Source organism: Anaerotruncus sp. DFI.9.16 (assembly GCF_024461615.1).
GTDB classification, from domain to species: domain Bacteria; phylum Bacillota; class Clostridia; order Oscillospirales; family Ruminococcaceae; genus Anaerotruncus; species Anaerotruncus massiliensis.
Window position 1 is genome coordinate 1 of record NZ_JANFZX010000095.1, and the last position, 6170, is coordinate 6170.

9 protein-coding genes are annotated in these 6170 nt (G+C 62.0%); 1 reads left to right on the forward strand and 8 read right to left on the reverse strand.

The annotated features are described in order from the left end of the window. Window positions 1-131: 131 nt before the first annotated feature. From NE609_RS16605 to NE609_RS16640, 8 genes are all read right to left on the reverse strand, one after another. Window positions 132-371, reverse strand: coding sequence for a heavy-metal-associated domain-containing protein (locus tag NE609_RS16605; protein ID WP_256153157.1), 240 nt, complete (start codon window positions 369-371; stop codon window positions 132-134). A 459-nt stretch (window positions 372-830) separates the two neighbouring features. Continuing rightward, window positions 831-1079 (reverse strand): hypothetical protein, encoded by a 249-nt coding sequence (locus NE609_RS16610; RefSeq protein ID WP_256153158.1) that lies wholly within the window; start codon window positions 1077-1079, stop codon window positions 831-833. A gap of 111 nt (window positions 1080-1190) precedes the next feature. After that, window positions 1191-1418: a hypothetical protein gene (locus NE609_RS16615; protein ID WP_199724050.1), complete on the reverse strand. Its 228-nt coding sequence runs from the start codon at window positions 1416-1418 to the stop codon at window positions 1191-1193. Window positions 1419-1431: 13 nt separating this feature from the next. Next, the gene (locus NE609_RS16620; RefSeq protein ID WP_256153159.1) at window positions 1432-1566 is read right to left on the reverse strand and encodes a hypothetical protein; all 135 of its coding nucleotides are present in this window, start codon (window positions 1564-1566) and stop codon (window positions 1432-1434) included. Window positions 1567-1631: 65 nt separating this feature from the next. Further along, window positions 1632-2114 (reverse strand): DUF4367 domain-containing protein, encoded by a 483-nt coding sequence (locus NE609_RS16625; protein WP_256153160.1) that lies wholly within the window; start codon window positions 2112-2114, stop codon window positions 1632-1634. Window positions 2115-2245: 131 nt separating this feature from the next. Beyond that, on the reverse strand, window positions 2246-3010 hold the full coding sequence (locus NE609_RS16630) for an SDR family oxidoreductase (RefSeq protein ID WP_256153161.1): 765 nt from the start codon (window positions 3008-3010) through the stop codon (window positions 2246-2248). A gap of 15 nt (window positions 3011-3025) precedes the next feature. Then, entirely contained in the window at window positions 3026-4075 is a 1050-nt protein-coding gene (locus tag NE609_RS16635; protein ID WP_121587630.1) for an NAD(P)-dependent alcohol dehydrogenase, read from the reverse strand. Between the two features lie 219 nt (window positions 4076-4294). Next, window positions 4295-5416 carry an ROK family transcriptional regulator gene (locus NE609_RS16640; protein ID WP_256153162.1) on the reverse strand — a complete coding sequence of 374 codons (1122 nt, stop codon included), beginning with the start codon at window positions 5414-5416 and terminating at the stop codon, window positions 4295-4297. A gap of 305 nt (window positions 5417-5721) precedes the next feature. On the opposite strand from NE609_RS16640, the gene NE609_RS17895 reads away from it, so the two are divergent. Beyond that, window positions 5722-5889 (forward strand): helix-turn-helix domain-containing protein, encoded by a 168-nt coding sequence (locus NE609_RS17895; RefSeq protein WP_370867183.1) that lies wholly within the window; start codon window positions 5722-5724, stop codon window positions 5887-5889. The last annotated feature ends 281 nt before the right edge of the window (window positions 5890-6170 follow it).

Consider the following 6170-nt stretch of genomic DNA (forward strand, 5'->3'; position numbering starts at 1 on the left):
CCGCAGGCGAGGAGCGCATCTAAAGCCCCGCCGGGTGCAGCGCGGCAAATCCAAACCGTCCGCCGGGAGGCAAATCAAAAAAAGGCACGCCGCCCGGGGGCGGCGTGCCTTATGGCTGTCCGAAGCCCGTGTCAGCGGGTCTGAATCTCGCTGGCGTCGGCCGCAATCTGGAAGCCCAGACGATTGAGGCGATGTTCTATCCGGTCGTATGAGATGCCGGAGCTGTCGTAATCGACCGCGACGAGCCGGTGTTCCGGATTGACGCTGACGGAGGTCACGCCGTGCAGAGCGTCCAGCTCGCGCTTAATGTCCTTCAGAGCATGCTTGCCGCCGAGGTTTTCAACGATAAAATATGCGCTTTCATTTGACATCATAATCACCTCGGGAATAGGATTCCCCGGGGGAATGCAAAGATGCGGGGGAGAAGCGGCGCACTAAAAACTGTTTCTGGTTCCGGAAAGCAGCGGCAGGATGACGATACAGATGAGCAGGATAATCCCCACGCTCAGGGTGATGGTGCTGAGGTTTTGTGAATTTGGCATGGTACGGCCCTCCTTACGCCAGTTTATGCGGGCGGAAACGGGCGGGTGCAAAAAACAAAAGCGCGGCATGACGCCGCGCTTTTAGAGAAAAGAGGAGGAGTAAGAAAAGTATATGAAAACCCCGCAGGGGAATGGCTGGGCCTGCCGGCGTCCGGCCGGTATTCCGTTCATCCGGCGTCGGCAGATTGATGATGTCTCTATCATAACGGGAAATTATGACGCAGATATTTGAGTTGCGCGAACATTCTGAAAAGGATTTGTGAATCAATTATGAAGGACGGGCGCGGATCAGATATGCCACTGTGTAATATTGCCGTAGAGCTTGTCGTCGGGGGTGCGGCCGCCCGGTCCGAAGACGTTGCGCTTGAGTTCGGCGGAGCCCGATTCCAGCACGTCGCCGAAGACGGGGGTGGGCTGCACGCCGCCCTCATAGGCGATCAGGACGACACGCCTGCCGGTGTCGCGGCTGATCTGTGTTTCCAACCGTTTGATCTCGGTTTTGAGCCGGTTGGACAGGTCGGCATATTGGTATTCCATCAAAAGTCACCTCGGCAGTATTGTTCGCCGCGGGACGCGAAAAATCAGCGGAAAATCACGGCAAAGCGCGCGGGCGAAAGACGAAAAAAAGCGCCGCGTGGGCGGCGCTTTTCAGGGGTTGGGGTCCCCGACCGAGCCGTCCCCCTTCAGCTCGTGGAAAACCTTGTGGTCGTTCCGGCCGTTTTCGATGACCGGGCGGACGTGGGCCTTCCCATGCTTGGCCTTGCCCTGGATTTCAGGGACGGGGGAGACTTCGTTCTTCGGGAAGCGGCTGATGTGGTTGCTTTCCGTCCCGTGCGGCTCGCGCGGGTCGGGGCGGCGCATTCCGGGTTTTGGCATGGCGGTCCCCTCCTTACACGTCGTCCGGTTTGACCGAATGTTTTTTGGCGTTCCGGTTGTGGTTCTGGTTTTCACGGGTGAGGGGAGTCTGGCCGTTGCACTTTTTCCTGCGGACCTCTTTTTTGTCCGGCTGGCTGTCCTTTGGCATACGATCACCTCGGGAATAGAATTCCCCGGAGGCGGAAAATTAACCGTCCGCGCGCGCCGCCAAAATCAGTTTTTGACGCTTTCCACAATTTTGACCAGCTGTTCCTTCGGGAGCGGGGAGGCGGCGTGGAGGGAATAGGAGAACGCGTCGTCCTGCCAGACGGCGAGCGACCGGGATCCGTCGGCGCCCTTCATGAGGACGGAATTCCCGTTGACGTCGGCGGCTTCCTCCTCGTCGTAGACGTTGTAATCGCCGCTGATGTCGGAGCCGCCGGCCTTCCCGCAGCGGTAGGTCAGGTCGTTCTGCCCGTCGGTGTAGATGAGCTGGATGGTGCTTTTCGCGATGGTCGTGACGGCCTCGAGCGTATATCCTTCGGGCAGTCCGGCGGGCGTCGGGATTTCAAATCCTGCGGCGGCCTGCGCGTCCTCAAGCGTTTCATATTCCTCGATGGGGTTCGGAAGCTGGCTCTCGGCGGGCTTCTGCCCCGCACAGGCGGAGAGCATGGACAGGGCGATAACGGCGGCCAGGCAAATTATCCATTTTTTCATTGCGGATGCTCCTTTCAGAGGATAGGTGCCGGAAGCGCGGCGGTTTACTGCATGGACGCGAAAAAGAAAGGCGGGGCGGTTCCCGGGAACCGTCCCGCCCTTTTTTTATGCCTCCGATTTCCCGCTGCCGCCTACAGGCAGGTATAGCCGCCGTCCACGATCACGTTGCTTCCGGTGGTGTAGCCCGAGGCGTCGCTCGCGAGGTAGAGAAGCGCGGGAAGCAGCTCCTCCGGCTTCCCCATGCGCGCCATCGGGATCATCGGGATCCAGGACTTGCGGTACTCCTCCGGAATTTCGTCGAGCGCGCCCGTCGCGATATATCCCGGGCTGATGCAGTTGACCCGGATGCCCGCTTTGACCCATTCGACCGCCAGCGACCGGGTCATGTGGATGACCGCCGCCTTGGACGCGTTGTAGGAGCACTGCCACTGGGGAAGGTTGACGATCGAACCGGACATCGAGGCCATATTGATGATGCTCCCGCGGATGCCCCGCTCCATCATGATCCGCGCAGCTGCGCGCGCCACAAAAAACTCCCCGAAAAAATTGACGTCCATGACCGTGCGGAAGTTTTCCGCCGGCGCGTCGACCGAGTCCTCGTGGATGCAGATGCCGGCGTTGTTGAACACCACATGCACGGCGCCGGACCGGCGCGCGATCTCGGCGAAGGCGGCGTCGACGGCCGCTTCGTCGGTGACGTCGGCGGCGATCCAATAGCCCCGGCCGCCGGCGGCCGCGATGCCCTCCAGCGCCTCCTTCGGCTCGCTGCGACAGAGGATGGCCACCTCCGCGCCGGCCTTCGCGAGTCCGACCGCGGCGGTCTTTCCGATCCCCTTGCTCGCCCCGGTCACGACCGCGACCTTGCCTTTCAGTCCAAACAGTTCCTCGACATACATGGCGGTCCCTCCTTTCTAATCCGCGACCCTGACGACGCCCTTGACGACCTCGTCCTTGTTGTTGATGCAGATGTCCAGCGCCTCGGGCAGGTCGTCGAACGCAAACTCATTGGTGACGATCCCGCGAATGTTGATCCGCCCCGTCGCGACCGCGTCGATCGCCATCGGGTAGCAGTGGCGGTAGCGGCAGATGCTTTTGAAGGTCAGCTCCTTGTTGATGGCGGCGGTCATCGGCAGGGTCATCTCCCCCGAGGCGCCCAGCCCCACCAGCACGATGGTCGAGCCCTTCTTCGCCATCTGGATGGCCTGACGGGTGGTGGCTTCGGTCCCGGCGGTCTCGATCACGAGGTCGGTCCCCCGGCCGCCGGTCAGCCTCATGACCTCCTGTACCACGTCCGCCGTCCTCCCGTTGATCACCCCGTCCGCGCCGCATTCCAGCGCCTTCCTCAGCCGTGCCTCGATCACGTCCACCACGTAGACCCTCGACACCCCCATCGCCTTCATCGCCAGCAGGGAGACCAGCCCGATGCATCCGGAGCCGGTGACGACCGCCGTCTGCCCGATGTGCGCCTCCCCGAGGTTGGCGGCATGGAAGCCCACGGCGAGCGGCTCGATCAGCGCGCCCTCCATCGTGCTCACGTTGTCCGGGAGCTTGAAGCAGAGCCCCGCCTCGTGCGCGACGTACTCCTGGAACACGCCGTCGACCGGCGGGGTCGCGAAAAACACCACGTCGGGGCAGAGGTTGTAGCGCCCGGTGCGGCAGAACTCGCAGTGGCCGCAGGTCTTTCCCGGCTCGAGCGCCACCCGGTCCCCGACCTTGAGATCGGTTACGCCCGCGCCGGTCTCCACCACGGTGCCGCCCGCCTCGTGCCCGAGCACAAAGGGGGGCTCCACCCGGCAGTCGCCGATTCCGCCCGTCGCGTAATAGTGCAGGTCCGACCCGCAGATGCCGATGTATTCGAGCTTGACGAGCACCTCGCCCGCCTTCGGGCGCGGGATCTCCCGCTCCTCAAACGCGCTCCTGCCGACGCCGGTCATGACCGCCACTTTCATCTTTCCCTGCATATGGGTTTGCTCCCTTCAATAGTTAGTTAGGATATTTACATAAAGAATCTAACTATTAAAATACGGGTTTTCCCTCCGCTTGTCAACGGCAAATCCCGCGCGCCGCGCGAAAAAGGGCAAAATCATCGGAATCCACAAAAGCGGCCGCGCCGATTTAGACAAAAAAGCGGGGATCGCTCCCCGCTTTTCCAATTCCGAAGATGTGGGACCCGGCCGCGCTCAGATGCTGTTCACGAACGCCTGCACGTGGATCAGCGCCGCGCCGACCGCTGACGCCTCGGTGCGGTAGCGGCAGACCCGGACATAGCCGCCGTCCCTGTCAAACCGGTTCAGGTAGGCGAGCCGGCCGCGCAGCTCCTCCAGCTGGTCCTCCATATACGCGCCCACGTAGCCGCCGAGGATGACCGGGCAGTCGAACGCCATCCGCAGGATGTCCACCCCCGCGGCGAGGTTGTCCAGATAATCCGCCCAGGCGATGCGCGCCTTCGGCGCGCCCTCCCGCAGCTCCCGGAAAAATGCCGGGAGGCTGCCCCCCGCCAGTTCGGAGAGCACCGTCGCGGAGCAATAGGCGTCCAGGCAGCCCTTCTTGCCGCAGTAGCAGCGTTTGCCGTCCCGTTCGACCGGGATGTGCCCGAACTCGCCGCCGCGCTGGTTCTCCCCCTTGTAGAGCTGCCCCCCGAGTAGGATCGCGCCGCCCACCGTGTTGCTCAGCGAGAGGTAGAGCGCGTCGGACGGGCTCTGCACGTCCCAGACCTCCGCGAAGCCGGCCGCGTTGGCGTCGTTGCAGAAGACGCAGGGGAGGGAGATCGACTTGGAGAGCTCCGCGCAGCGCAGGTTCTGCATCCGCAGCACCCGGGAATCGAGCATCAGGCCGCCGTCGGCCGAAAAGGTCCCCGGCATGGAGACGCCCACGCCCAGCACCCGTTCGGCGGGCGCCGCCGCCTTCCCGATCAGGTCCCGCACCACGCCGGCGAGCGCGTCGGCGTATTCGCCGCTCACCGCAAAGGCGCGCTTCTCCCGGCTTTCGGCGAGGATGCCGCCCTCCAGGTCGACCAGCACGCCGCTGATGTGGTTCGCGGTCAGGTCCAGCCCCACGGCGGTCCGCGCGTCCTTCACGCAGGTGAGCGCGACCGCCTTGCGCCCTCCCGTGGAATCGAGGCTGCCGCCCTCCTCCACCAGGCCGCGGTCCTGCAGGTACCGCACGTTCTGCATCACGGTCGGCATGCTCAGCCCCAGCCGGTGGCAGAGCTCCGGCCGTGAGATGCGCGGATTCTGGTAAATCATCCGGTAGATGCGGTTGCGGTTGACCGTCTTGATCTCCATGACGGATTCTCTGGGCATTTTCTTTTCCCCTTTATGAAAATGATCTTACATTTGATTTTACCCCGCCGCCTCCGGTTTGGCAAGCGCAAAGCGAAAATCACGCGCCGCGTCCCACCCGCCCAAAGCGGATAAGCGTGATAATACCAGGCGTATCGGGCATATTGGTCAAAGAACGGCATGTTTTCCGCCGGAAGGGTAAAAACAGTCATATATTTGAACTTTTAGCGGCTTCCATTTTGAACGGACACATAGTAGAATCGAACGAGGCGGCCCGCAGAAAGGGACGCGTCATGTTATCAACGACAATCGGAGTGAACGTCAGAATGAACAGATTGGAATTGGGATGGTCGCAGGAACGGCTTGCTTTTGCTTCCGGGTTGTGCGTGCGCACGATCAGTGCGGTCGAGTGCGGGACCGCCAACCCGACCTCGGACGTGATTGAAAGTCTTGTCTGGGCGCTGGGGGTACCCGCGTCCCGGCTTGTCGGATAGAGATTCGTATGGTGTAAACTTCGACGGCGGGCCGCCTTTATTAAGTGTGAGTGTCGTAACGATGTCGTATAATGAAGCCTCTATAACGATCTTCGGAACAACAGGAAACCCGCATAGTAAGTAACTATGCGGGTTTCCTGTTGGTGGAGGAGGGTGTTTCGCTTTTCTGCGGAAAAGCCACGGCGGTTGCGGCCCGTCCCCGGTGGCCCGCCAAGAGCCGCCTTTCGAATCCACCCGGGAACAAAAAAACACGAGCATCTTACGATGCTCGTGTTTGGTGG